Source organism: Nonomuraea sp. NPDC049504 (assembly GCF_040676845.1).
In the GTDB taxonomy this organism is placed as follows: Bacteria; Actinomycetota; Actinomycetes; order Streptosporangiales; family Streptosporangiaceae; genus Nonomuraea; species Nonomuraea salmonea.
On the sequence record NZ_JBFAPT010000006.1, the window covers coordinates 263,320 to 287,461 of the forward strand.

23 protein-coding genes are annotated in these 24,142 nt (G+C 73.9%); 12 read left to right on the forward strand and 11 right to left on the reverse strand.

Annotation, left to right across the window (positions count from 1 at the left end; all coding sequences use genetic code 11):
- Window position 1 precedes the first annotated feature (1 nt).
- Window positions 2-202: a ferredoxin gene (locus AB0K28_RS14725; protein ID WP_345400139.1), complete on the reverse strand. Its 201-nt coding sequence runs from the start codon at window positions 200-202 to the stop codon at window positions 2-4.
- Window positions 199-825 carry a TetR/AcrR family transcriptional regulator gene (locus AB0K28_RS14730; protein ID WP_345400142.1) on the reverse strand — a complete coding sequence of 209 codons (627 nt, stop codon included), beginning with the start codon at window positions 823-825 and terminating at the stop codon, window positions 199-201. The genes AB0K28_RS14725 and AB0K28_RS14730 overlap by 4 nt, the downstream gene beginning before the upstream one ends.
- Before the next feature lie 211 nt (window positions 826-1,036).
- Here AB0K28_RS14730 and AB0K28_RS14735 point away from each other — a divergent pair, with 211 nt between their 5' ends.
- Complete coding sequence (locus AB0K28_RS14735) at window positions 1,037-2,068, forward strand: TerC/Alx family metal homeostasis membrane protein (protein ID WP_364369451.1); 1,032 nt, start codon at window positions 1,037-1,039, stop codon at window positions 2,066-2,068.
- Between the two features lie 18 nt (window positions 2,069-2,086).
- On the opposite strand, the gene AB0K28_RS14740 is transcribed toward AB0K28_RS14735, so the two are convergent.
- Entirely contained in the window at window positions 2,087-2,635 is a 549-nt protein-coding gene (locus AB0K28_RS14740; RefSeq protein WP_364369454.1) for an NUDIX domain-containing protein, read from the reverse strand.
- A 183-nt stretch (window positions 2,636-2,818) separates the two neighbouring features.
- Here AB0K28_RS14740 and AB0K28_RS14745 point away from each other — a divergent pair, with 183 nt between their 5' ends.
- Both AB0K28_RS14745 and AB0K28_RS14750 read left to right on the forward strand, forming a co-directional pair.
- Entirely contained in the window at window positions 2,819-3,457 is a 639-nt protein-coding gene (locus AB0K28_RS14745) for a sigma-70 family RNA polymerase sigma factor (protein WP_345400154.1), read from the forward strand.
- Between the two features lie 80 nt (window positions 3,458-3,537).
- Window positions 3,538-3,777: a zf-HC2 domain-containing protein gene (locus tag AB0K28_RS14750; protein WP_345400157.1), complete on the forward strand. Its 240-nt coding sequence runs from the start codon at window positions 3,538-3,540 to the stop codon at window positions 3,775-3,777.
- On the opposite strand, the gene AB0K28_RS14755 is transcribed toward AB0K28_RS14750, so the two are convergent.
- Window positions 3,743-4,039: a zf-HC2 domain-containing protein gene (locus AB0K28_RS14755; RefSeq protein WP_364369458.1), complete on the reverse strand. Its 297-nt coding sequence runs from the start codon at window positions 4,037-4,039 to the stop codon at window positions 3,743-3,745. The genes AB0K28_RS14750 and AB0K28_RS14755 overlap by 35 nt on opposite strands.
- 111 nt (window positions 4,040-4,150) lie before the next feature.
- On the opposite strand from AB0K28_RS14755, the gene egtA reads away from it, so the two are divergent.
- From egtA to egtE, 5 genes are read left to right on the forward strand one after another with little or no spacing between them, the layout of a single operon-like run.
- Window positions 4,151-5,338 carry an ergothioneine biosynthesis glutamate--cysteine ligase EgtA gene (egtA, locus tag AB0K28_RS14760; protein WP_364369460.1) on the forward strand — a complete coding sequence of 396 codons (1,188 nt, stop codon included), beginning with the start codon at window positions 4,151-4,153 and terminating at the stop codon, window positions 5,336-5,338.
- The gene (egtB, locus tag AB0K28_RS14765) at window positions 5,335-6,624 is read left to right on the forward strand and encodes an ergothioneine biosynthesis protein EgtB (protein WP_364369463.1); all 1,290 of its coding nucleotides are present in this window, start codon (window positions 5,335-5,337) and stop codon (window positions 6,622-6,624) included. Before egtA ends, egtB begins: the two co-directional genes overlap by 4 nt.
- Before the next feature lies 1 nt (window position 6,625).
- Window positions 6,626-7,333, forward strand: coding sequence for an ergothioneine biosynthesis protein EgtC (gene egtC / locus AB0K28_RS14770; protein WP_364369466.1), 708 nt, complete (start codon window positions 6,626-6,628; stop codon window positions 7,331-7,333).
- Between the two features lie 19 nt (window positions 7,334-7,352).
- Window positions 7,353-8,333, forward strand: coding sequence for an L-histidine N(alpha)-methyltransferase (gene egtD / locus AB0K28_RS14775; protein ID WP_364369469.1), 981 nt, complete (start codon window positions 7,353-7,355; stop codon window positions 8,331-8,333).
- The gene (egtE, locus tag AB0K28_RS14780) at window positions 8,330-9,505 is read left to right on the forward strand and encodes an ergothioneine biosynthesis PLP-dependent enzyme EgtE (protein WP_364369472.1); all 1,176 of its coding nucleotides are present in this window, start codon (window positions 8,330-8,332) and stop codon (window positions 9,503-9,505) included. The genes egtD and egtE overlap by 4 nt, the downstream gene beginning before the upstream one ends.
- Here the strand turns inward: egtE and AB0K28_RS14785 are convergent.
- Window positions 9,486-11,081: a hypothetical protein gene (locus tag AB0K28_RS14785; RefSeq protein ID WP_364369475.1), complete on the reverse strand. Its 1,596-nt coding sequence runs from the start codon at window positions 11,079-11,081 to the stop codon at window positions 9,486-9,488. The two genes, egtE and AB0K28_RS14785, sit on opposite strands and share 20 nt — an antisense overlap.
- A 121-nt stretch (window positions 11,082-11,202) precedes the next feature.
- Between AB0K28_RS14785 and AB0K28_RS14790 the strand changes: the two genes are divergently transcribed.
- Window positions 11,203-12,546 (forward strand): hypothetical protein, encoded by a 1,344-nt coding sequence (locus tag AB0K28_RS14790; RefSeq protein ID WP_345400178.1) that lies wholly within the window; start codon window positions 11,203-11,205, stop codon window positions 12,544-12,546.
- 52 nt (window positions 12,547-12,598) lie between these two features.
- On the opposite strand, the gene AB0K28_RS14795 is transcribed toward AB0K28_RS14790, so the two are convergent.
- Window positions 12,599-14,506, reverse strand: a complete 1,908-nt coding sequence (locus AB0K28_RS14795) for a S41 family peptidase (RefSeq protein ID WP_364369478.1) — start codon at window positions 14,504-14,506, stop codon at window positions 12,599-12,601.
- 86 nt (window positions 14,507-14,592) lie between these two features.
- A complete protein-coding gene (locus AB0K28_RS14800; RefSeq protein ID WP_364369481.1) occupies window positions 14,593-16,050 on the reverse strand; it encodes a carboxylesterase family protein in 1,458 nt (485 codons plus the stop codon).
- Between the two features lie 192 nt (window positions 16,051-16,242).
- On the opposite strand from AB0K28_RS14800, the gene AB0K28_RS14805 reads away from it, so the two are divergent.
- The gene (locus AB0K28_RS14805; RefSeq protein ID WP_345400184.1) at window positions 16,243-17,538 is read left to right on the forward strand and encodes an OFA family MFS transporter; all 1,296 of its coding nucleotides are present in this window, start codon (window positions 16,243-16,245) and stop codon (window positions 17,536-17,538) included.
- Window positions 17,539-17,655: 117 nt separating this feature from the next.
- On the opposite strand, the gene AB0K28_RS14810 is transcribed toward AB0K28_RS14805, so the two are convergent.
- The gene (locus AB0K28_RS14810; protein WP_364369484.1) at window positions 17,656-18,564 is read right to left on the reverse strand and encodes an alpha/beta hydrolase; all 909 of its coding nucleotides are present in this window, start codon (window positions 18,562-18,564) and stop codon (window positions 17,656-17,658) included.
- A 97-nt stretch (window positions 18,565-18,661) separates the two neighbouring features.
- On the opposite strand from AB0K28_RS14810, the gene AB0K28_RS14815 reads away from it, so the two are divergent.
- Window positions 18,662-19,576: an FRG domain-containing protein gene (locus tag AB0K28_RS14815; RefSeq protein ID WP_364369487.1), complete on the forward strand. Its 915-nt coding sequence runs from the start codon at window positions 18,662-18,664 to the stop codon at window positions 19,574-19,576.
- A gap of 121 nt (window positions 19,577-19,697) precedes the next feature.
- Here the strand turns inward: AB0K28_RS14815 and AB0K28_RS14820 are convergent, their stop codons facing one another.
- A complete protein-coding gene (locus AB0K28_RS14820; protein ID WP_345400193.1) occupies window positions 19,698-20,045 on the reverse strand; it encodes an STAS domain-containing protein in 348 nt (115 codons plus the stop codon).
- A gap of 154 nt (window positions 20,046-20,199) precedes the next feature.
- Here AB0K28_RS14820 and AB0K28_RS14825 point away from each other — a divergent pair, with 154 nt between their 5' ends.
- On the forward strand, window positions 20,200-20,964 hold the full coding sequence (locus tag AB0K28_RS14825; RefSeq protein WP_364369490.1) for a phosphotransferase: 765 nt from the start codon (window positions 20,200-20,202) through the stop codon (window positions 20,962-20,964).
- Between the two features lie 14 nt (window positions 20,965-20,978).
- On the opposite strand, the gene AB0K28_RS14830 is transcribed toward AB0K28_RS14825, so the two are convergent.
- Together AB0K28_RS14830 and AB0K28_RS14835 are read right to left on the reverse strand one after the other, a co-directional pair.
- Entirely contained in the window at window positions 20,979-23,138 is a 2,160-nt protein-coding gene (locus AB0K28_RS14830; RefSeq protein ID WP_364369493.1) for a xanthine dehydrogenase family protein molybdopterin-binding subunit, read from the reverse strand.
- The gene (locus AB0K28_RS14835; protein ID WP_364369496.1) at window positions 23,135-24,139 is read right to left on the reverse strand and encodes a xanthine dehydrogenase family protein subunit M; all 1,005 of its coding nucleotides are present in this window, start codon (window positions 24,137-24,139) and stop codon (window positions 23,135-23,137) included. The genes AB0K28_RS14830 and AB0K28_RS14835 overlap by 4 nt, the downstream gene beginning before the upstream one ends.
- Window positions 24,140-24,142: the final 3 nt, after the last annotated feature.

Consider the following 24,142-nt stretch of genomic DNA (forward strand, 5'->3'; position numbering starts at 1 on the left):
GTCAGGATCCCTCACCGGTGTCGATGGCGTGCTCGGGGCAGTTGGAGACGGCCAGGCGGGCCGCCCGCTCCTGCCCGGACGCCACCAGGCCGTCGCCGAGCACCGTGCCGTAGCCCTCGCCGTCCTCCCCGAACAGCTCGGGTGCGAGGTCGTAGCAGCGGCCGTGGCCCTGGCAGCGCTCCGGGTCGATGTGCAGTTTCACGGGGTGGCCTCCGTCTGTGGTGTCGGGTCGGTGGAGCCGGTCGGTGCGAGGGCGGCGATGATGCGGACGAGCAGCGCCGTCCACTCCTCGTCGTCCACGGGATGCAGGTCGGAGGTGACGAGCGCGCTGCCCATCGCGAGCAGGGTGCAGAAGTGGGCGAACGCGTCGGCGGAGACGCCGGGGTCGATCTCGTCGTCGGCCTGCGCCACGCGTACGAGGTCGGCGATCCAGCCCGCCCGCTCGCCGAGGTAGTCGCGCATCGAGGCGGCCACGTCGTCGTCCCTGCGGGCGGCGACCAGCGCCTCCACGATGAGGTTGCCCTGCGCGTCGCGGCGGCGCGGCAGGCCGCGCCCCAGGGCGAGCAGCAGGTCGGTGGCGGACCTGTCGGGGTCGGCGGCGAACAGCCCGGCCAGCATGCGCCGCCCGTGCGCGCGCAGCGCGGCCACCATCAGGTCGGCCTTCGAGCCGAAGTGGGCGTACAGGGCGCCGTTGCTGACGCCCGCCGCGGCGGAGATGTCGGCCACGCGGGTGCCGTCGTAGCCGCGCTCGGCGAAGGCGTCGGCGGCGGCGCGCAGCAGGCGCTCACGGGTCTCGGCGGCGGTCACTCCGGGGATGCGTCCCATGAACGAATTTAAAAAGTCGTTCATTTGCCGCGTCAAGTGCACCGGGGCCGGGGGTGGCCCGGGGTCCTGATCTCATCTACGCTGAACGCGGCGAGGGGAGTACTTCGCAAGAGTCGGCCCGGTCAGTACGGACGTCCGCGCGTCCCCGGGCGGCCACCCCCAGGGTGAAGGAGACCTCGAACGGGAGAAGTACGTTCGAGGGAGGTTTCCCATGTCCGCGGGGTTGTTCTCGCATGTCGTCGAGCTGCGCACCATCGCCTCACCGGCCCTATGGTCGATCACGGTGGCGGCCCTGGTGCTGCTGCTGGCGCTCGATCTCCTGCTGACCCGCAGGCCGCGCGAGGAGAGCGTGCGCGCGGCGGCCGGCTGGTCGGTGTTCTACCTGCTGCTGCCCGTGCTCTTCGGCTTCTACCTGTGGGCCGGTCACGGGGGCGGCGTGGCGGTGGAGTTCTTCACCGGGTTCGTGGTGGAGAAGTCGCTGTCGGTCGACAACCTGTTCGTGTTCATGCTGCTGCTGGCCGCCTTCGCGGTGCCGTCCGCGCTGGCCAGGCAGGTGCTGCTGTACGGCATCGTCGGCGCCCTCGTCCTGCGCGCGATCTTCATCGGGCTCGGCGCCGCCGCGCTGCAGAGCGGCACGTGGGCGTTCCTGCTGTTCGGCGGGATCCTCATCCTGACCGCCGGCAAGATCGTCAAGGACGTGATGGCGGGGGAGCAGCAGGAGGTGGACATCTCCTCCATGCGCACGGTCCGCCTGGTACGCCGGTTCGTCCCCGTCACCGAAGGCTACCGGGGCTCGCGCCTGGTCGTCCGGGAGAAGGGGCGCATGGCGCTGACCCCGCTCGCGCTGGCCGCGGTCGCCATCCTGGCCACCGACATCGTCTTCGCCGTGGACTCGGTGCCCGCGGTGTACGGCGTCACCGAAGACCCTTTCCTGGTGTTCGCCACCAACGCGTTCGCCCTGCTGGGCCTGCGCGCGCTGTACTTCGTGCTGCAGGGCGTGCTGGCCAAGCTGCGCCACCTCAACCACGGGCTGGCCGTCATCCTGGCCTTCATCGGGGTCAAGCTGATCCTGCACTGGGCGCACGGCGTCTGGCCCGGCGTGCCGGAGATCCCGACGCCGCTCTCGCTCGGCGTCATCGTCTGCGTCCTGGCCACGGTCACCGCGACCAGCCTGCTCGCCAACCGCCGCGAACGGCGGCGTGCGCCGCGGCAACCGCTCGAAGAGGCCGAGCGGCACGTCTAGGGGGCGGTCAGTGACCGGTTAGTGGGCGGCGCGGGCCTGGAGGAGGTCGGCGAGGAAGTGCAGCAGGGCCGCCGAGGTGGTGGCGGAGGTGATGGCCTGCTCCTCGATGAGCCCCTGCACGCGCAGCATCGGCACCCACTCGGCCCGCCCGCGCTCCTCGTCGCCCTCGCCCTTCTCCGGGCCGCCGGGCAGCTCGGTGGCCTGGTGGGCGGCGAACACGACGTGTTCGCAGTCGGCGACGTCGCCGGCCGGCCTGGTGCGGATCAGCGGCACCAGCGGGCCGGGCCGCCAGCCCGTCTGCTCCTCGACGTGGCGGGCCGCCGCCTCCGCAGACTCCTCGCCCGGGCCGACGTCGCCGAGCGGGATCTCCCAGCCGCGGGTGTCGGTGATGGGGCTGTGCCGCCACAGCAGCAGCACCCGCCCGTCGTGGAAGACGACCGCGCCGGCCGCCTGCGGCGTCCTGATGAAGGGCCGCTCGACGCGCTCACCACCGGTCAGCTCGACGTCGGCGACCCCGAGGCCGACCCCGTTCGCCGCGTAGAGCAATCGCTCCGACCGCCGTCGCATGGGATTCTCCTCACCGCTCACCGCTCCTATCCCCACTCTCCTCGTCGATACGCACCGGTAGGGCTAGAGCCGGGCGCTCGGGGGAAACGTCAGTGGGGGAGGCTACCCTGGGCTGCGCCGTTTCGCGGAGGGGCGGCACGGGGGTCCGGGGCGTCCCGGCGTCCGACCGGAGGGGAAGCGATCGTGGGGTCATGCGCAGGCGGAGGGCTGCCACCTGACGAGGTCGTCGTCACGGCCCTGCGCGCGGGCGACGAGGCGATGTTCGCGGTGCTGCTCGACACCTGGTCACGGGGCATGCTCCGGGTCGCCAGGTCCTACGTGTCCACCGACCACTCGGCGGAGGAGGTCGTCCAGGACACGTGGCTGGCGATCATCGACGGCATCGACGGGTTCGAGCAGCGGTCGTCGGTGAAGACGTGGGTCTACCGCATCCTCGTCAACACCGCGAAGAAGCGCGGGGTGCGGGAGAGCCGCACGCTGCCGTGGAGCACGTTCGGGGCCGACGGCGAGCCCTATGAGCCTGGGGCGTTCGGGCCCGGGCCGCTGCCCGGCGGCTGGGGCGACCCGGGCTGGTGGCCGACGCCCGAGGGCGAGGCGCTGGCCGCCGAGGTGCGCACGCTGATCGCGGAGGCCCTGGCGCGGCTGCCGCCGCGGCAGCGGGTGGTCATCACGTTGCGCGACGTCGAGGGGTGCACCTCCGACGAGGTCTGCGAGATCCTGGAGATCTCCGCGGCCAACCAGCGGGTGCTGCTGCACCGCGCCCGCACGGCCGTACGCGGCTGGCTGGCCGACTACTACGACTCGGTCAAGCAACCGGAATGACGTCGCCTGTCCCATCTGGCGCGAAGAGCGGCGACAATGAAGTGAAGCGGTTCATCTCAATGACAAGGGCGGTCCACGTCGTGAAGCGGTTCACCTGCGACGAGCTGGCGGAACTCCTCACCGCCTACCTTGACGGGGCCCTCGATCGGCTCGCCCGCGACGGCATCAAGGCCCATCTGGCCGGGTGCGAGTGGTGCGAGCGCTACTTCGAGCAGTTCCGCGCCACCATCAGGGCGCTCGGCGACCAGCCGCCGGAGAAGCTGTCGGCCGGGGTCCGCGACCGTCTCATGGTCGCCTTCCGCGAGCGCCGCGGCGTCTAGCGGGATTTCGTTCGCGCTCGCGGGCGAATCCGGCGTGCAGGGCGGCGAGCACGGCCGGGGTGAGCGTGCCGGCGCGCAGGCAGCCGAGCGCGGCGATCGTGGCGCGCAGCTGGTCGAGCCGGCGCGCGCAGCCGGGGCAGGCGTTCAGGTGCCGCATCACGGCGCGGTGCCGGGCCGGCGGGAGCGCACCTTCCAAGTAGTCGGTCAGCGAGGCGAGCACGTGCTCGCACGTCCGCGTTCCTCCTCCTCGCCGTCGCTTCATGCCCATGTGACCTAGTTCTCAGCCCGCTTTATCCGTTACACCCCGATTTGTGCGTAACGTTCTCGCGCCTCGCGGATCTGTAGCTCCGTACTGACCGGCGAGGGGAGGACGATGATCGGTGTCACGGCCGAGAGCGCACCGTTGCGGGACGCCTCAGAGGTGGCCGACTTCGCGCGCAACAGCTTCCGTCCATCGGCGGGTGACCGCGTGGGCGTGGAACTCGAGTTCCTGGTCTTCGACCGTACGGACGTCACGGGGCAGGTGCCGGTGTCCAGGGTCGAGCGGGCCCTGCCGGCCCGGCTGCCGGGCGGGAGCAAGGTGACGTTCGAACCCGGCGGCCAGCTTGAGCTGTCCGGGCCCGCGGGATCGCTCCCGCTGATGCTGACCGCGCTGGCCGCCGACGTGGCGGCGGTCCGCGACGCCCTCGACGCCGAAGGGCTGGCGCTGGCCGGGGTCGGGCTCGACCCGGTGCGCCCGGCCCGCCGCCAGCTCACGCTCCCCAGGTACGACGCCATGGCGGAGTTCCTCGGCCGCCCGTACGGGGCGCTGATGATGTGCTCGACCGCCTCCATCCAGGTCAACCTGGACCTGGGGGACCGCCCCGCCGCTCGCTGGGAGCGTGCCCATGCGCTCGGCCCGATGCTGCTCGCCGCCTTCGCCAACTCGCCGCTGAGCGACGGACGGCCCAGCGGCTGGATGTCCGGCCGCCAGGCGGTCTGGGACAACCTCGACCCCACCAGGACCGCCCCCGTCCCCAGAACCGGCGACCCCGCGGCCGACTGGGCGGAATACCTGCTCGACGCCCGCCTCATGCTGGTACGCGAGGGCGACGACCACTACCGCACGATCCGCGACGGCTCCACGTTCCGCGACTGGCTGGACGGCGCCGGCCCCCGCCGCCCCACGGCCGAGGACCTCGCCTACCACGCCACCACCGTCTTCCCCCCGGTACGCCCCCGGGGCTGGCTGGAGATCCGCTACCTCGACGCGCAGCACCCGTCGGCCTGGCCGGTGTGCGCGGCGGTGACGTACGCGCTCGTCACCGACGACAGGGCCGCCGACACCGCGATGGCCGCCGTCGAGCCGCACCGGCAGGCGTGGGAGGCGGCGGCGCGGTGCGGGCTGGCGGACTCGCGCATCGGCCGGGCCGCCGAGACCTGCTTCAGGGCCGCGCTGGAGGCCCTGCCCCGGCTCGGCGCGGACGCCGCCCTGGCCGGCGCGGTGGCCGCGTTCGCCGACCGGCACGTGACGACCGGCCGCTCGCCGGCGGCCGACCTGACCCTCGAAGGACTGCTATGACCGACGCCAAGGAACGCATCGCCGCGCAACTCCTCGCGGTCCGCGACCGCTCGCTCGCCTACACCGAGGCCGACGACGACCTGCTCGTCCGCCAGCACTCCCCGCTGATGTCGCCGCTCGTCTGGGACCTCGCGCACGTGGGCAACTACGAGGAGCTGTGGGTGCTGCGGGCCGCCGGCGGCATCACGCCGCTGCGCCCCGAGATCGACGACATCTACGACGCGTTCAAGACCCCGCGCAAGGACCGCCCGAGCCTGCCCTTCCTGGGCCCCGCCGAGGCCCGCCGCTACATCGAGGGCGTGCGCGGGCGCGTCCTCGACGTGCTGGACGCCATCGACCTGGACGACCCCAGCCCGCTCAACCGCGACGGCTTCGTCTTCGGCCTGGTCATCCAGCACGAGCACCAGCACGACGAGACGATGCTGGCCACCCTGCAGTTGTCCGGGCAGCCCGGCCTCGTCCAGGACGGCGAGCTGCCCAAGGGACGTGCGGGCGGGCCCGAGGAGGTGCACGTGCCGGCCGGGCCGTTCCTCATGGGCACCGACACGCTGCCCTGGGCCTACGACAACGAGCGCCCCGCCACCTGGGTGGACCTGCCCGGCTACTGGATCGACCGGCTGCCCGTCGGCAACCGCGCGTACGCCGACTTCATCGAGGACGGCGGCTACGACGACCCCCGCTGGTGGACCCCCGAGGGCTGGCACTGGCGGCAGACCAGCGGCGCCACCGGGCCGCTCTTCTGGACCAGGGACGGCGGCACCTGGTACCGCAACCGCTTCGGCCGCACCGAGCCGCTCCCCATGGACGAGCCCGTCCAGCACGTCTGCTGGTACGAGGCCGACGCCTACGCCCGCTGGGCGGGCAAGCGGCTGCCCACCGAGGCCGAGTGGGAGAAGGCGTGCGGCTGGGACCCCGAGCGGCGGCGCTCCCGGCGCTACCCGTGGGGCGAGACCGAGCCCACGCCCGCCCTCGCGAACCTCGGCCACCGCGCCTCCCACCCCGCACCGCTCGGAGCCTACCCGGGCGGAGCCTCGGCGTACGGGGTGGAGCAGATGGTGGGGGACGTGTGGGAGTGGACCGGGTCCTGGTTCAACGGCTACCCGGGGTTCCGCAGTTTTCCGTACAAGGAGTACAGCGAGGTGTTCTTCGGCGAGGAGTACCGGGTGCTGCGGGGCGGCTCGTGGGCGGCCGACCCGGCGGCGGTGCGGACCACGTTCAGGAACTGGGACTACCCGATCCGCCGGCAGATCTTCACCGGCTTCCGCTGCGCCAGGCCGGAGACCTGAGGTGTGCAGGCACGCCGCCTGGCTGGGCGCCGCACGGCCGCTCACCTCGCTCATCCACCAGCCGCCGCACGGGCTGCTCACCCAGTCGTACGCGCCGCGCCGGCAGCGGCACGGCACGATCAACGCGGACGGCTACGGCATGGGCTGGTACGACCCGGCCCGCGCCGAGCCCGTCCGCTACCGGCGGTCCGTCCCCATGTGGACCGACGCCAACCTGACCGCGCTCGCCGAGATCGCCCGCTCGACCTGCCTGCTCGCGGCCGTCCGCTCGGCCACCGTGGGCATGCCGATCGAGGAGAGCGCCACCGCGCCGTTCGCCGACCGCAGGTGGCTGCTCAGCCACAACGGCCGGGTCGACCGCGACGCGGTCAAGGACCTCGCCGACGGCGCCGAGTCCACCTGTGACGCCGCCTGGCTCGCCGCCGCCGTGTTCCAGCGCGGCCGGGCGGGGGCCGGGCTGGGCGAGGCGCTGGCCGACGTCGTCGTACGGGCGGGGGAGAAGGACCCCGCCGCCCGGCTCAACCTGCTCGCCTGCGACGGCGCGTCCATCGCCGCGACCGTGTGGGGCGACACCCTGTTCCATCACCGACTCCACGACGGCGTGCTGGTCGCCAGCGAGCCGCTCGACGACTCGCCGGGCTGGCAGGCCCTGCCCGACCGCGTCCTGCTGACCGTGTCAGGCGACGACGTCCAGGTCCAGCCGTTGTGAACTCACCTCAGGAGGCCTCGTGCCCGCCACCCAGTCAACCGTCCGCCTGATCAACCACCTTGACCGCGACTACCTGCGCCAGGCGCTCGAGACCGATGTCAGGAACGGCCTGACGGCCACGCCGAAGTGGCTGCCGCCCAAGTGGTTCTACGACGCCAGGGGCAGCGAGCTGTTCTCGGAGATCACCCGGTTGCCCGAGTACTACCCGACCCGCCGCGAGCTGACGATCCTGCGGGCGCGGGCCAAGGACCTCGCCGCGGCGGGCCGCGCCGACACGCTGGTCGAGCTGGGCTCCGGCACCAGCGAGAAGACCGTGCTGCTGCTCGACGCGCTGGCCGCGGCCGGCACGCTGCGCGGCTACACGCCGGTGGACGTGGACGCGGTCACCCTGGAGAGCGCCGCCAGGCGGCTGGCCGCGCGCTATCCCGGGCTGGCCGTGCAGGCGGTGTGCGCCGACTTCGAGCGGCATCTGGTGCTGCTGCCCCGCGACGGGCGGCGGATGGTCGCCTTCCTCGGCGGCACCATCGGCAACCTCGAACCGGGGGCGCGGGCCGCGTTCCTCGCCGGGCTGCGCGAGACGCTGCGGCCGGGGGAGACGTTCCTGCTCGGGGCCGACCTGGTGAAGGACACCGGGCGGCTGGTGGCGGCGTACGACGACGCGGCCGGGGTGACGGCGGAGTTCAACAGGAACGTGCTGCGGGTCATCAACAGGGAGCTGGACGCCGACTTCGAGCCCGAGTCGTTCGCGCACGTCGCCCGCTACGACGGGGAGCACGACTGGATCGAGATGCGGCTGCGGGCCACGCGCGCCATGCGGGTGCGGGTCGGCGGGCTCGGCCTGTCCGTGGACTTCGCCGAGGGGGAGGAGATGCGCACGGAGATCAGCGCCAAGTTCCGCCTCGAAGGGCTGCGCGCCGAACTGGAGACGGCCGGCTTCACCCCGCTCCGCGACCACACCGACCCGGCCGGCGACTTCGCCCTCCTCTTGGCCGGCGCATGACAACCGACCTCGTCGAAGGGCGCCGGTCGTCCGTCGGGGAGGTGTGGCGGGCGGGGCGGTCCGTGATGCCGGGCGGGCACCTCGACGCGGCGGGGTGCAACGTGCCCGCTGACCGGGTGCTCGACGCGATGGCCGCCCACCTGGCGCTGGAGCGCGAGCGCGGCGGGTACGGCGCAGTCCCCGACCTCACCGGGCCGCGGCGGGCGCTGGCCGCGCTGGTGGGGGCGGGGCCGCGGGACGTGGCGTTCCTGGAGAGCGGCACGGCGGCGATGGCGGCCCTGCTCGGCGGCTGGCGGCTCGGCCCCGGCGCCCGGGTGGGGCGGGCCCGCACCGAGTACGGGAGCACGCTCATGCTCCTGCACCGCCTCGCCGAACGGAACGGCTGGCGGCTGGTGGACCTGCCGGTCGGTGGCGACACCAGGATCGACCCCGACGGGCTCAGGGTGGCGCTGGCGGCCGGGCTCGACCTGGTCGTCGTCTCCCACATCGCCTCCCACCGGGGCGTCGTGCAGCCGGTGGCCGAGCTGGGCGCGCTGTGCCGGGCCTCCGGGGTGCCGCTGGTGCTGGACGTCTGTCAGTCGCTCGGCCACGTGGACGCCCTGGGCGCCGGGGCCGCCGCGTACGTGGGGACGTCCAGGAAGTGGCTGGCGGGCCCGCGCGGCGTCGGCTTCCTCATCACCCCCGGCCTGACCCCCGCCATGGACGCCCCGGCGCCCACCCTCAGCGGCCACACCTGGGACGACCCCGCCGAGGACCCGGAGCCCGTGCCGGGCGCGGCCCGCTACGAGAGCTCGGAAGGCGTCATCGCGGCCCGCGCCGGGCTCGGCGCCGCCGTCCTCGAACACCACGAGCTCGGCCCCGCCGCCGTCCACGAGCACCTGGCGGGACTGGGCCGCACGGCCCGCGAGCTGCTGGACGGCGCCGGCGGCTGGCGCGTCGCGGAACCCCTGGACGAGCCGTCCGCCCTGATCACCCTCCGCCCGCCGCCCCACGACACGGTGGAAGGGGCCGCCGCCCGCGCCGCCGCCGCGTCCCTCCTGGTCGGCACGGTCCCCGCCGTCCGCGCCCCGCTGGACCTCCAGGGGCCGCTCCTCCGCGTCTCCCCACCGCCGGGCACCTCGCCGGAGACCCTGGAGTCTCTCGCCGAGGTCCTCAGGGGGCGGCGGGGGTGAGGAGCCGGTGCACGGCGGCGGCGACGCGGCGGGTGAAGGGGGAGGCGCTCGCCGGGCCGTGGAAGGGCTCCGTCGCGCCCTCCGTGACCGCCTCGATCGTCGCCAGATCGGCGCCGGGGTGGCAGAGCACGTCCGGGCCTGGGAGACCCGCGAGCAGGAACTCGCCCTGGTCGGCCGGCGCCTCGGCCGGGTGGGCGGCGCGGCGGACGAAGCGGGGCCGGTCGGCCTCGTCCAGCCGGTAGACGCCGGGGCCGCGGCCGGCCGTCACCCGCACCGGGGTCTCGCCGGTCACCCGCAGCCGGATCGTGAACGGCCCGCCCGCCCGGGTCGCGCGCAGCAGGCTGAGCTGGTTGAACTCCTGCGGATCTGGCAGCCAGGTGACCCGCCCGCCGAGCAGCACCGTCAGGTGCGCGGCGGTGAACGGGGGCACGCCCATCGCCTGCTGGTTCGCCGCCGACACCTCGGTGGCCGCGTCGTACCGCCACCTGATCGCCGACAGGAAGACCCGCTCGGCCGGGGTCAGCAGCGCGCGCACGGTGAACAGGCCGGTCACGCCGTAGCGGCGCCAGCCCCACACCGCGAGGCGTTCCGCGCACTCGATGAGCAGCGCCGCCGCCGGCAGCGGCCAGGGGCGCGACCAGTCGTGGCCGGCGCCGTCCAGCGGGCCCGCGCCCGCCTCGGGGACGCCGGTGGCGGCGTGCGCGGGGCGGTCCACGTACACGGAGACGCCGCCCGCGCCGTCCGGCACGCTGAGCGCGGTGACCGCGCAGGGCAGGCCGTCCACGTACGCCGCCACCCGGTACGGCCCCAGCAGCCGCGCCGCGCGCCCCATGTCGTCCTCGCCCGACACCACGACCGTGCCGCGCCCGCCTCCCGCCCCGCCCGCCTGCACCACGACCCGCTCGGTGCCGACCGCCCGCCGCAGCTCGGCCAGGCCGGGCAGCCGCTCGACCGGCACGCTCCTGATCCGCGCCGCCGGCGGCACCCCCGCCGCGCGCAGCAGGTCGTCGAAGAGGTGCCTGGCCTCGATGGTGGCCCTGACGCCCGGGTCGACGGCCGCGATCGTGCCGCCGTGCGCCAGCTCCTGCAACTGGGCGCCGGCGATGCAGGTGGCGACGACCGGCGGCCGGTCCAGCTTGACGAGCTGCCTGGCCGCGTCGTGGCGGACCCGGCGCAGCCAGCCGTGCCGCTCGGCCACCGACCGCACCCCGGTACGCTCCTCGGCCGACACCGTCACACCGGGCAGCGCCGGGTCCCACGCCGCGTAGCAGCCGACGGCCAGCGCCGGCCGCAACGCCTCCACGGGCGCGGGACCGGTGTAGCCGGTGCGGAGCACGGTGCCGTACCGGTCGATCGCGACCAACGGCCGGCCGTCGAGCGCCGCCAGCAGCTCGGCATGCGCCACCTCGAACGCCGCGTCCTTGGACGTCGCGCCCTCGTATGCGGCGCCCTGGCATGCCGCGTCCCTGGACGTCGCGCCCTCGTATGCCGCGCCCTCGTAGGCCGCGCCCTCGTAGGCCGCGCCCTCGTAGGCCGCGCCCTCGTATGCCGCGCCCTCATATGCCGTCCCCTCCATGTGCCGCCTCCTCTCGCTCGCCGGCCGGCCGTGGCAGAACGTCACCGTCCGCACTATTGACGGTGCTTTGCGTGGAGCGGAGAGTCGAGGGCACGGCGATGTGAAGCGATGTGAAGATGCGATGCCGCCACGACGCACCCGCCCCGTCGCGAACCGGGCGCTCGCCGCGCTCATCGAGCAGGCCGGCTGGACGCACGCCGCCACCGCGCGGCAGGTCAACGCGGTCGCCGCGGAGAGCGGGGAACGGATCCACTACGACCGGTCCGCGGTGGGGCACTGGCTGACCGGTACGGTGCCGCGGCCCGAGGCCGTGCACGCGGCGGTGGAGGCGTTCCGGCGCCGGCTCAACCGGCCCGACCTGCGACCCGCGCACCTCGGCTGGCCGGACCCCGGGGTGCCGCCGCCGCCCGACGACCCGTGGCGCGGCGACCCGGTCGCCCGGCTGGCGGGGCTGGGAGAGGACGACCTGCTCAACCGCCGTACGGTCCTGACGGCCGGCACGTTCACGCTGGCCGCGCTGTCCGGCCTGGCCGACGCGGGGACCAGGGGGCCGGCCCGGCGCCCCGTGGGCCGTCCTGGCGCGGGCGACGTGGTCCGCGTCCGCGCCGTCACCGCGAGCTTCGCCGACCTCGACGACCGGTACGGCGGCGGCCACGCCAGGCAGGCGGTGGCGGCGTACCTGTCGCGCGAGGTGACGCCGCTGCTCGCGAACGCGACCGGGCGCAGCAGGCCCGACCTGTTCACGGCGGCGGCCGAGCTGAGCTACCTGGCGGCGTACATGGCGATGGACGCCGGCGCGAACGCCCTGGCCCAGCGCTACTACATCAGCACCGTGCGGCTCGCCGACGAGGCGGGCGACCTGGTGCTGCGCGCGACGGCGCTGCGCAGCATGGCGGTGCAGGCCGCCGAGCTGGGTCACGACGGCGAGGCGCTGGCGCTGGCCGACGCCGCCGCGTCCGTGCTCGGCGGGCGCGGCCCCGGCCGGACCCTGGCCTGGATCACCGGCATGCGCGCCGAGACGCACGCGGCGGCCGGCACCCGCTGGGACGCGCTCAACCTGCTGCGCAGCACCGAGACGCAGCTCGAACGCGCCGACTCGGCGCCTGAGTCGGAGTGGACGGGCAACTACCGGCGCGAGTCGCTGGAGCACCAGATCGGGCTGACCCTCACCAGGCTCGGCGACCACGCCACCGCCGCCCGCCATTTCGCCGCCTCCATGCGCGCCCGCCGCCCGGTCGAGACCCGCACCCGCGCCCTCATCGGCCTGCGTACCGCCCACGCCTACCTGCGCGCGGGCGACCCGGAGCAGGCCGCCGTCACCGCGCTCCTCCTCCGCGACGACGTCCCGCTGATCTCCTCGGCCCGCGTGGGCGACGAGCTCCGCCGCCTACGAGCCGGCTGGCAGCGCCACCGCTCCAACCCGCTCGTGGCCGAGGCGGACCTCGCCATGGCGGGAAGGAGCTGAGAGCGGTCAGGAGCGTGCGGGCCGGACCTGGCGGGGGAGGGGTCGCGCGCGGTCAGGGGTGCACGATCGTGCGGGCCGCCACCAGGTCGCCGCCGGCGAAGCCCTCGACTCTGACGACATGTGCGGAGGCCACGCCCGGGACCCGCAGCGTGGTCGTCTCGCCGGTCACGTCGGCCGACACGCTCGGCCGGCCGTCCAGGTAGACGTCCGCGCGGTCCACCAGGCGGGTGTGCAGGGCCAGGCCGTCGGCCGTCCGCTGGACGTCGAGGCGCCGCACCGGGCGTGCGGCCAGCAGCTCGCCGGCCCGGGCGAGCAGGTCGGGGTTGTCCTCCATGACGTCCCTGCGGGTCATCATGTGCCGGTGGCCGGGCACCACGCCGAGGTCCTCGACCGGCGTGCCGGCCAGGTCGTGGGTGCGCAGGCTGCGCCGGATCGCCACCCGCATGCCGGCCTCACCCGGCAGCGTCCTGTACGGGCTGTCCCGCAGCGGCGACGGCAGTTCGAGCAGCAGCTTGAGCAGGCTGTGCGTCCAGACGTTGGCGCCGCCCGCGCCCGTGTTGTCGTCGGTGCCGAGGATCTCGCCGATCCGGTGGTCCTGGAAGCCACCGGCGAAGATGTCGGTCGCCGAGTAGCACAGGGCGTTCGTGACGAGCACGACCGGGCCGTGGTACTGCTGGCCGAGCGCGTTCGCGCCGCCAGCAGGCGTGATCGGGAAGCTGCCCGAGTAGACCGCGCCCGTCTCCAGCGCCTGCTCCATCGACGGGAACCAGGGGCCGAGGTCGATCTGGCCGGTCGGATCCTCGCGGTGCTGGGCGCAGATCCGCAGGTTGAGCGCCGTCGTCACGAACTGGGTGGGCTCCGGCACGATCGGGCGCGGCGTGAGCGTCTGCAGCAGGAACTCCGAGGCGTAGATGTGGCCGCCGCCGTTGCCGCGCACGTCCACGATCAGCCCGCTCTGCGGCAGCAGCCCGATGAGGCGGACGAACTCCCCTACGAACGCGTCGGGGTCGTTGACGTTGAAGCTGAAGACCCTGATGTGGCCGAACGTGCCCGACCGCGTGGTGACGCTCCTGGCCTTGAAGAAGCCGGGCATCGACGTCGGGACCACGCCGTCCTGCTCCGTCGGCAGTCCGGCGAGTTCGGCCCCGCCGAGCGTCTCGTGCGGGGTGACGGCCTCGGGGACGTACAGCGTCTTGAGCGCCCGGCCGATCTCGTCGGCGCCGAGGTCGAGGCCCTGCGCGACGGCGGCCACGCTGAGCCGGTCGGCGTCCACGAACGACGGCTGGTTCTCGGTGACCCGCCAGCTCTCCCGCAGCTCCCTGCTGATCCCGTCGTCCCCGACGTACGTCAGCACCACCCACGCCTCGTCCGGCGGGACGTGCAGGCGCAGCGGCCTGATCGTCATGGACTGCAGGCCGCGCGCGTGCCTGGCCGCCGGGTTGCCTCCGGCGAACCTGGCCGCGTTGACGTCCACGGCCCGGTCGATGGGGACGCCGTTCCAGTGCGTCACCTCCACGCCGGGGCCGAAGCCGGGCGCGGAGTAGCCCTCGACGGTCCTGGTGACGACGTAGTGCCGCTCGCCGCCCTCGTAGTACTCCTCGATCAGGTACGGCAGGTACGCGATCTTGCCCGCGTACGGCTGGGGGAGCACGTAGTTGGTGTGCAGGTCGCGTACCGAGTGGAAGATCTCCGACAGCTCCGCGTGGAAGCGCCACTCCGGCCCCATGGTCGCGGGCGTCTGCCGGCTCAGCCGCAGGGCGAGCAGGCGCAGCCGCTGCACCGGGTTCACGGCGTGCATGGCGGCCTTGAGCGGCAGGTGCACGTAGTTCTGCTCGATGAGCAGCAGCGCCTGCTGGACCAGGAGCCTGCGGTCGTCGAGCGTCAGCCCGCCCCGGTCCGCCGCCCGCAGGAAGTCCTGCAGCTGCTGCTTGCCCACTCCGCCCGATGGCTCGCTCATCATCACACCCGCCCCTGGTCGTCGCCGGATACGGGCACGGTGCCACCGGCGCCCTGGCGCCCGCCACGGGGACCGGCCCAGGGATGTCCCTAGTGGGCCCCGGGGAGGGGGAGCGCGGCGAAGGTGTGCGCGGCCCACAGGCGGCGCGAGGTCTCCTCCGGATAGGGCGCGACCGCAGGCTCGGCGTCGAAGAGCCGCGTCAGGCGGCTCCCCTGCTCGTACGGGGCCCAGCCCGGTCCCTCGCCGCGCGCGAACGCCGTCCACGCTCGCCGGAAGTCCCGTGAGACGGCCACGGCCTCGTCAGGAGGGGGATCGCCGAGGAGGAAGCGGGCCATGCCGCCGTCCAGGTTCCCGAACACCAGCGGCACGTCGAGCGCGTGACAGGCGCCCAGCCCGGGGACGCCCCAGGTCAGCTCGTACACGTACGCCCGCCCGCCCCCTGCCGCGTGCGCGTCGGCCAGCCGCAGGCTCGGCATCCGGAACAGCCAGTCGGACCGCACCAGCTCCGCCAGGTCCGCGTCCGGGAAGGCGTCCGGGAAGGCGTCCCGGAAGGCGTCCCGGTACGGCAGCCCCGGCGCGAACGCCGCCAGCACCGCGTCGGTCGGCTCGGCGGGAGCGTCGTGCGTGAACAGCCGGTATTCGTCCCTGTTGTGGCCCACGATCAGCTCGACCTCGCGGGCGGCCCCGTCGGACAGCGCGGACCAGGGGTCCCGGGGCAGCACGTCGCCGTCCACGACGGGCGAGAACGGGGTGGGGGTGTGGGCGACGACGCCCCAGCGGTCCTCGTACGCGAGCATCTTGGCCGCCAGCGCGTCCGCGGCGCCCACGAGCCGCTCAGGGGTGACGGGCGCGAGGGCGTCGGCATGGGGCGGCAGGCCCAGCTCGCCGGCGAGCGCGGCGGCGACGTCGGCGGCCAGCGGCGCCGAGAAGTACGTGCCCGGCACGCTCTGCGCGATCGCCCGCCCGAACAGCCCGGCCGCCCGGGGCATGGCCATGAGCGCGGCGATCGACCCCGCGCCGGCCGACTCGCCGAACACCGTCACCCGGGCCGGGTCGCCACCGAAACGGGCCACGTTGTCACGCACCCACTCCAGCGCGGCCACCTGGTCGAGCAGCCCCCGGTCGGCCGGCGCGCCCACCAGCTGGGCGAACCCCTCGGCGCCCACCCGGTAGTTGAAGGTCACCACGACGACGCCCTCCCCGGCCAGCGTCGCGCCGTCATAGACGGAGTCGGCGGCGTCGCCGCTCCGGTACGCGCCCCCGTAGACGTACACCATCACCGGCAGCCGCCCCCCGAGGCCGGGGGACCACACGTTCACCGTCAGGCAGCTCTCGGTCAGCGACTCGGTCGCGCCGTGCTGCGGCGGTGGCGGGCCGAACGCCGCGCAGTCGCGGACGCCGTCCCACGGCTCAGGGCGTACGGGGGCGGCGAAGCGCAGGTCACCGAGGGGCGGCCGGGCGTACGGGATGCCACGGAAGACGGCCACCCCGTTCTCGCGGTGGCCCCGCACACGGCCGGTCGTGATCGTGGCCTTCGGCTCCGTCAAGGTCGCCTCCAAGATTCCCCGCCGTTCGCCGACAGGATCTGACCGCTCGTCGTAAAGGTCGTACAACTTTTAAATACTGCATACCGTATGTGGTAGCCGTGATGCGTGGCAGACAGTACGAGGTCCGCGAGTCCCCCAGCCTTCCTCAGTCGTTCCCGTATTGTGGCGGCGCCCACCTGGAGCCGTTGGCTCGTGCCGCCCGCTGCGCTCTCCGTGCACCTCGCCATCGGCCAGGCGTACGCGTGGAGCGTCTTCAAACCTCCGCTGGAGTCGGCGCTCGGCCTGTCGGGCACCCAGAGCGCGCTGCCCTTCCAGCTCGGCATCGTCATGCTCGGCCTGTCGGCCGCCTTCGGCGGCACGCTCGTCGAGCGCAACGGCCCTCGCTGGGCCATGTTCGTCTCGATGACCTGCTTCTCCTCCGGATTCCTGCTGTCGGCACTGGGCGTGATCACCCGGCAGTACTGGCTGGTCGTGCTCGGCTACGGCTTCGTCGGCGGCATCGGGCTCGGCATCGGCTACATCTCCCCGGTCTCCACCCTCATCAAGTGGTTCCCCGACCGGCCCGGCATGGCGACCGGCATCGCGATCATGGGCTTCGGCGGCGGCGCGCTCATCGCCTCGCCCTGGTCGGCGCAGATGCTCTCCTCCTTCGGCACCGGCACGACCGGCATCGCCACGACGTTCCTCGTGCACGGCGTCGTCTACGCCGTGTTCATGTCGATGGGCGTGCTGCTCGTCCGCGTCCCGCCGGACGGCTGGACGCCCAAGGGCTGGAAACCGCCCACCACCCGGCTGCGGCCGCTCATCACCACCGCCGACGTCTCCGCCCGCAACGCCATCCGCACCCCGCAGTTCTCCTTCCTGTGGGTCGTGCTGTGCTGCAACGTCACGGCCGGCATCGGCATCCTGGAGAAGGCCGCCCCGATGATCACGGACTTCTTCGCCGGCACCACGGCCGCCGTCGCGGCGGGCGCCGCCGCCGGGTTCATCGCGCTGCTGTCGCTGGCGAACATGGCCGGCCGCTTCGTCTGGTCCTCCACCTCCGACCTCATCGGGCGCAAGAACATGTACCGGGTCTACCTGGGCGTCGGCGCGCTGCTCTACCTCGCCATCGCCCTGGCGGGCGACGCGTCCAAGCCGCTGTTCATCCTCTGCGCGCTCGGCATCCTGTCCTTCTACGGCGGCGGCTTCGCCACCGTGCCCGCGTACCTGAAGGACCTGTTCGGCACGTACGAGGTCGGCGCCATCCACGGCCGGCTGCTCACCGCCTGGTCCACCGCGGGCGTGCTCGGCCCGCTGATCATCAACGCCATCGCCGACGCCCAGGAGAACGCCGGGCGCTCCGGCTCCGACCTCTACACGACCTCGCTGTTCATCATGATCGGCCTGCTCGCCATCGGCTTCCTCGCCAACGAGCTGATCAGGCCGGTCCACGAGAGGTTCCACGAACGCCCCACGCAGCCGGTGCAGAAGGGACAGACCGTATGAGCGAGCGGCGTACCTGGCTGATGGCGCTGGCCTGGCTGTGGGTGGGCGTGCCCTTCGCGTACGGGGTGTACGAGCTGCTCCTCAAGCTCACCCAGCTCTTCTCCGGCTGACCGCTCGTCACAGGGCGCGCCGCACCGCCGACGCCACCATCGTCAGTGCGGCGTCGCCGGCGGGCAGCACGTTCACCATCGTGAAGAACACGTGCGTCTGGCCGTCGAACCGCTTGAACTCCACCGGCACCCCGGCCTGCGCCAGGCGTTCGGCGTACGCCTCGCCCTCGTCACGCAGGACGTCGTGCTCGGCGGTCAGCACCACGGCGGGCGGCAGGCCGGACAGGTCGGCGCGCAGCGGCGAGGCGTCGGGGGCGGCGCGGCGCACGTGGTCGGGCGCGTAGTGGTCCCAGAACCAGATCATGGAGTCGCGGTCGAGCAGGAGCTGGTTGGCGGGGTCGAGGTAGGAGTCGGTGTCGAGCAGGCAGTCGGTGACCGGGTAGACGAGCACCTGGAGGGCGATCTCGGGGCCGCCCTCGTCCCGCACTCGCTGGGCCACCACGGCCGCCAGGTTGCCGCCCGCGCTGTCGCCCGCCACCACGATCGGCAGGCCGGGCAGGGCGGAGGCAGTCCAGAGCAGGGCGGCGTACGCGTCGCGCGCCGCCGCCGGGTAGCGGTGCTCGGGCGCGAGGCGGTAGCCGGGCAGGACGACCGTGCATCCCGTACGCGCGGCCAGCTCCCTCCCGACCGTGTCGGTCTCGTCGATGGAGCCGATGACCCAGCCGCCGCCGTGGTAGTAGACGATGACGCCGCGCGGCTCCTCACCCGGCACGAGCACGCGGGCCGGGAAGGAGCCGCCGTCCTCCGCCGGGATCGTCACGTCCTTGACCTCGGCCATGTCAGGGCCCTCGCCGCACAAGGCCGCCAGCCCCGCGCTCACGGCGCGCGCCTCGGCCACGCTCATCTCGTGGATCGGTTTGCCGCCGGCCTCCGCCAGCTGCGCGAGAAACCGGGTCGTGGCCTCGTCCAGCGCCATGCGACGTCACCTCGTCAAGGAGGAGTGATCGGGATCACTCGACCGTAGGATCCGCGCCGGGCCTTGTCCAGACCCGGAACCGGGAGTGCGGCCGGTCGTGACGAGGGCAGGTGTGGAGGGCGTGAGCTGGGGCAACGCAGGGGTGATGGAAGTGGTCACGGTGTCGTCGTGGCGCGAGCTGGACGACGCGATCGGGGAGGCGGGCCGGCGCGAGGGGTGCGGGCCGGCGCACACCTCGCTGGTCTTCCGCGGGCTCGCGCGCAGCACGTACTCGCACATGTCGGGGCTCGCGCGGCTGCGCGGCCATTACCGGCAGGTCGAGTCCCATCTCATACGAAATTTCCGGAAATATGCGCATAGACAGGCCCCCGGGCCGACCGTCTGGGACTGGCTGGCGCTCGGCCAGCACCACGGCCTGCCCACCCGCCTGCTCGACTGGACGTTCTCCCCGCTCGTCGCCCTCCACTTCGCCACCGCGACCTGGCCGGAGGACGACGGCGTGCTGCTGTCCGTCGACTGCGCCGCCACCCACCGGCTGCTGCCCGACCCGCTGCGGGCCCCGCTCGCCGCCGAGGGCGCGCTGGTGTTCACCACCGAGATGCTCGCCGGGGTCGCCCCCTCGCTCGACCGCTTCGACCGGCTCGGCGACGGCGGGCCGTTCCTGGCCTTCTTCGAGCCGCCGTCGCTGGACGATCGGGTGATCAACCAGTCGTCGGTGCTGTCGGTGCTGTCGGACGTGACGTACCAGCTGGAGGACTGGCTGGCCGACCACCCCGGGCTGGGGCGCCAGTGGGTGATCCCGGCCCCGGTCAAGGCCGAGATCAGGCAGCGGCTCGACCAGGCCAACATCACCGAGCGCGTACTGCTGCCCGGCCTCGACGGGCTGGCCGACTGGCTGCGGCGCTACTACTCGCCCGGCTCCATCGAGAACGGGCGCGGCCTCCAGGACGACGGCTCCTCGATGGCCGGCCTGGAGAACCGCCACAGCCAGGACGGCCGCATGGGCGGCTGACCAGGTCAGCGGCCCGGGCCCGAGACGGCCTTCCAGGGGCCGGGCAGCCGGGTGGGCAGCCGGGTGGGCAGAGGTGTCGTGCCGTCGAGGACGTGGGCGCGCGCCTTCGCCCTGGCGGCCTTCACTGCCCGGTCGGTGCGTCCTGGAGGGTGAAGCGCCGGTCGAGGCCGGTCATCCGCATCAGCCGGCTCACCCTCGGCTGCAGGCCGCTCAGGCGCAGCCGCCCGCCCGCGGCCTCCACCGTGTTCGCCGCCCAGATCAGCGCGTTCAGCCCCGAGGAGTCGCAGAAGTCCACCTCGTGCAGGTCCACGACGACGAGCGGCGGGCGCAGGCACGACATCGCCTCCGCCAGGCCGCTGCGGAACTCCTCCATGGACGACAGGTCCAGGTCCCCGCAGGGACACAGGACGGCGGCGTCATCACGTTGCGTGACCACCCAGGAGAAGCCGGCACGATCGATGCTGCCCATTCCACCCCTCCGCATCCCTACGGTTCGCCCCTCTTATCTTTGCATGGTGCAATCGCCCGCTACGGGTTTCGCAGTGATCGTTTACAACACGGTGATCGTGTACAACGGTCGCGGGCTGTTGACGGGACCCGTGCAGGCTGGCAGTGTCCTCGGCGTGGGGCGGGATCGGCTCGACGGCGGCAACGACGGCGGCGCCGTGCGGATCGGCCACACCGTACGCCGTCAAGTACGCCCCTGGACCCCGTCCGTCCACGAGTTGCTGCGGCACCTCGAACGCAAGGGGTTCGCGGGCGCCCCCCGCGTGCTCGGCATCGACGACGAGGGCCGCGAGATCCTCACCTACCTCGAGGGCGAGACCATGGGCGGCGAGGTCGTGTGGCCCTGGTGGACCCGTACGGAGGAGTCGCTCGTCCAGGTCGCCGAGTGGACGCGCGCCTACCACGAGGCGGTCGCCGACTTCGTGCCGTCCGCGGGCGCGCGCTGGCGGATGGGCGGCAGGTGGGCGCCCGGCCTGATCATCGCGCACAACGACGCCAGCCCGTTCAACGCCGCCTGGCACGACGGCCGCATCACCGGCTTCTTCGACTGGGACTTCGCCGGCCCCGTCACCGCCGACTCCGACGTGAGCTGGATGGCGCACGGCTGGGTGCCGCTGCACGCCCGCTGCACCGCCGAGCTGGACGGCTTCACCGACTTCGACGCGCGCCCCCGCAGGCTGCGGCTGTTCCTCGACACCTACGGCTGGGACGGCAGCACCGACGCGCTCATCAGGGAGCTGCAGTCGCGCATGACCGCCCGCGCGGCCCGCATCCGCCGCTACGGCGCGGCCGGCGAGGGCCTGTACGGGCGGCTGCTGCGCGACGGCGTCGCCGACGACCTCGACCAGGCCGTCCGTGAGCTCGACGACTTTCCCCGCTGAGCACGCGGGACGGGTCACAGCACGTCCTCGATGAGGATCGGCAGGCGGCGGACGCGGCGGCCGGTGGCGTGGAAGACGGCGTTGGCGATGGCGGGGGCGACGCCGACCAGCGCCACCTCGCCGAGGCTCTTGACGCCCATCGGGTTGAGCGCGAAGTCGGGCTCGCCGATGAAGTCCACCTCGATCGTGCCGACGTCGGCGTTGACCGGGATCACGTAGTCCGCGAGATCGCTGTTGACGAAGCCGCCGTAACGGGGATCGACCTCGCTGTGCTCGTGCAGCGCCGCGCCGATGCCCCACACCACCCCGCCGCGCACCTGGGCGTCGGCGGTGACCGGGCTGGCCACCCTGCCGCAGTCGGCCACGCTGACCACCCGGGGCACGCGGATGCGCCGCGTCACCGGCTCCACCCTGACCTCGGCGAAGTGCGCGACGAAGCTGAAGGAGACGAAGCCGGGATATTCGGGGCCGGTCGGCGCGGCGAGACCCGTGCGCATGCGGTCGGCCATCTCCGGCGGCTGGCCGGGCGCCTGGGTGACGGCCTCGGTCACCACGTCGTCCCCGCCCGCCTGCTTGACCGCCGCCGCCACGTCCACCGGCCCGTCGGGGGCGGCGCCGAGCCGTTCGCGCAGCCGCAGCAGCGCCGCGTGCACGGCCAGCAGCGTGCTGTTGGTGCCCCAGGCGCCGGCGGTGAGGTGGTGCGGGACGCGGGCGGTGTCGCCGACCGCGACGGCGACGGAGTCGGGCGCGATGCCGAGGTCGCCGGCCACGGCGGAGACGAGGGCGGTCGTGATGCCCTGCCCCATCTCGTGGCCGCCCACCTCCAGCAGCACCCGGCCGTCGGCGTCGGCGGTGAGCCTGGCCTGGATCGGGACGGTCTTCGACGGGTACGCGCCCACCGCGACGCCCCAGCCCACCAGCGTCCCGTCGGCCTCCTGCATCGAGCACGGGTCGGGACTGCGTCCGGCCCAGCCGAACAGCTCCGCGCCGCGCCGCAGGCAGTCGGCCAGGTGCCGGGACGAGAACGGCTTGCCGGTCACCGGGTCCGTGCGCGCGTCGTTGGCCAGGCGCAGCTCGACCGGGTCGCGGCCGGTGGCGACGGCCAGCTCGTCGATGGCCGACTCCAGCGCGAACGCGGCCGGGTGCTCGAACGGGGCCCGCATGAAGCCGGGCGACTGCGTGTCGGTCCTGACGTGGCGCTGGCGGCCGCGGAAGTTCCTGATGTCGTACAGGCGGGAGGTCAGCTCCGTGTACGTGGCCGGCAGCAGGTCGTGCCGGGAGTCCTGCTGGTCCACCTCGTGGATCGCGGCCAGCAGCCGGCCCGAGCGGTCGGCGCCCAGCCGGACACGATGCCTGCTCAGCGGGCGGAAGCTCGCCGCGTGGAAGGTGTGGGCGCGCGGCAGCACCAGCTTGACCGGCCTGCCCAGCCGCCGGGCGGCCACGGCCAGCGGCGCGAGGTGCGGCTGCAGCGCGTTCTTCTGGCCGAACGCGCCCCCCACGTACGGCGAGATCACCCGCACCTGCGCGGGGTCGATGCCGAGCTGCCTGGCCAGGCCGCCGCGCAGCGCGCCGACGGTCTGCGTGCCCTCGTGCACCACCACCGTGTCGCCGTGCCACTCGACCACGCCGCCGATCAGCTCCATCGGCACCTGGTGCTGCGGCCCCGCCTCGTACGTCTCGTCGATGCGCAGCGGGCTGCGCTCGTACTCGCCGTCGGCGTCGCCCGCCACCACGTCGGCCAGCGCCGCCTCCTGGGTCTCGGTGCCGGCCGCGCCCAGCTCCACCGCGATCGGCTCCTCGTCGTACTCGGCCCGCACGAGGGCGGCCGCCTCCGTCGCGGCGACCAGGGTGTCGGCCACGACCAGCGCGATCGGCTGGCCCCGGTAGGCGATCCGGTCGTCCAGCAGCGGCTGGAGGCTCTGGAAGGCGTAGCCGCCGCGCATGAGCGAGCCGGCCGGGACGATGCCGAGGTCGTCGAGGTGCGACAGGACGAGCAGCACGCCGGGCACGGCGGTGGCCCCGGCGGTGTCGAGGCGCGTGATGCGGCCCTTGCCGGCGGTCGCCACCACGGGCATCGCATACGCGCAGCCCCCCGGTGTGCGGTCGGCGCCGAAGCGGGCGGTCCCGGTGACCTTCTCCCGCGCGCCGACGCGGGGGATCGCGAAGTCCGTCATCGTACGGCCCGCTCTCCGGCGATCCGCAGCGCCTCGGCCACGGTGCGGATGCCCAGCTCGACCCGGAAACCGTTGTGCGCGCCAGGCCGGGCCCCGGCGAACGCGGCCTCGCCCGCCCGGCGCGCGGACCGCTCGTCCAGCGCCGCCCCGGTCAGCTCCCGCTCGGCGTCCGGGCAGCGCCACGGCCTGGTGGCGACCCCGCCCACCGCGATGCGGCACTCGGCCACGCTCCCGTCACCGCCGAAGCGCACCGCGGCGGCGGCGGAGGCCAGCGCGAACGCGTACGACTCCCGGTCCCTGACCTTGTGGTACGTCGATCCGCGCCCTACCGGCGTGACCGGCACGCGGATGCGGGTGATGATCTCGCCGGCGGCCAGCGTGTGCTCCCTGGCGGGCGTGTCGCCGGGCTCGACGTGCAGCTCGGCCAGCGGGATCGTCCGCGTGCCGCCGGGGCCCGCCACGTCCACCACGGCGTCGAACGCGATCAGCGCGACCGCCCAGTCACCCGGGTAGGTCGCGACGCACGCCTCGCTGCCGCCGAGCAGCGCGTGCCCCCTGTCCAGCCCGCCGATCGCGGCGCAGCCGCTGCCCGGCTCCCGCTTGTTGCAGGCGAACGGCGGGCCGCCCCTGAAGTAGCCGCAGCGGGTGCGCTGCAGCAGGTTGCCGCCCACCGTCGCCATGTTGCGCAGCTGCTGGGAGGCGGCCTTGGCCAGCGACTCGGCCAGCGCGGGGTAGTCGCGCAGCAGCACCGGGTCCTCGGCCACGTCGGCCATCAGCGCGCCGGCGCCGAACGACAGCTCGCCCGCACCCGCCGTGTCGATGCCCGCCAGCTCGCGCAGCGCGCGCACGTCCACGACGCTGTGCGGGGTCTCGATGTCCAGCTTCATCAGGTCGTACAGGGTGGTGCCGCCGGCCAGCACCCGCGCGCCTGGCCCGGCCGCCGCCAGGGCGCTGACCGCCTCGCCGAGGGTGGCGGGGGCGGTGTAGGCGAAGGGGCGCACGGT